Source organism: Rhizobium sp. Root1203 (genome assembly GCF_001424945.1).
In the GTDB taxonomy this organism is placed as follows: domain Bacteria; phylum Pseudomonadota; class Alphaproteobacteria; order Rhizobiales; family Rhizobiaceae; genus Rhizobium.
This window is the reverse complement of the sequence record NZ_LMCW01000065.1, coordinates 1-1,057: the sequence shown is the minus strand read 5'-3', so window position 1 is coordinate 1,057 and position 1,057 is coordinate 1. Positions and strand designations below refer to the sequence as shown.

Annotated in this window: 1 protein-coding gene; it reads left to right on the top strand. The window is 43.4% G+C overall.

Annotated elements, in window-relative coordinates; all coding sequences use genetic code 11:
• Positions 1 to 241 precede the first annotated feature (241 nt).
• Entirely contained in the window at positions 242 to 685 is a 444-nt protein-coding gene (locus tag ASC97_RS34380) for a hypothetical protein (protein WP_156390497.1), read from the top strand.
• Positions 686 to 1,057: the final 372 nt, after the last annotated feature.

Genomic DNA, 1,057 nt, shown 5'->3' with positions numbered 1-1,057 from the left:
TTCGCTAAATCTGCTCGTCTTCATCAAAATCTCCTCGATCATAAAGCCCGAGAAAATTCTACTTTTGAAGCCCGTTAATTTGCGGGGGGATTACCCCTCAAGGGCGCCGATAAATAAATGTGGGCTGACGTAAGCGGTTCAGCCAGTAATGCCGCTCCTAGCCGGCATTCTCACTTCCCAAAACTTTCAACGCCAGACGGCATCAAATGGTGCTTGGCAATTTCAATTCAAAGAGGAAACAATGACCAATTTCCAAACCAAAGAAATCATCACCCCAGTAATTACCGTTCGACACCCAAATGCCGCGGACGACCACTACATCAATCTCTATATCGACATCTATGGTGATGAAAACATTGATGTCGAAGCTCCTCTCTCCCATATTCTCGAATGCCTTGCCGCCGACGTTTTTTCTGAACCACGAAATAATTTTTCGTTCCAGCTCACCTACTCGAATTTCCTCGAAGATCTCCACGAAGTTTTTCCTCGGAGATCTGGCTTCATTCACCTTCCGGCGGATGGGGACCCTGCCTACCTCGAAAAAATCCTGAACTTCTTCGCCCACTACAACCGCGGTTTACTTTGGGATGGAACGACTTTCAAATTCACTCTCTTTACCGCGGACTTTTTTGATTTAACGAATGGATTCTTCTGCAGTCGGCGGTTCAGCAAACCAACAAGCTAGATATTTTTTTCTCACAGAATAGTTTGCAAAGTAATTTTTAATCCACGATAAATTTTCTGTTTTTATAGTGTATTATTACCTATAATGCGTCTGCATTTAAAACGCTTTTATATTAATGCACTATGTTTACCTACCAGCGCTTTGTTATTTCACAGACGCTCAAATTTATACTAGACTCGACTCAATTCTATAAATGTGTTATTTATGGACTATCGTTAATATTAGGGACCTCATATGAAATCAGCAAATTTTCCGTCTTGGGCAATTAAACCTGCAGTGACGTTGCCCCCAAGTTTTATCCAGTTTTGAGTTCGCTCCAGCGGTTTTGGGTTGCTGTATTCGGGGCGGTAGCGGCGGGTTGCGGTGCGGAGC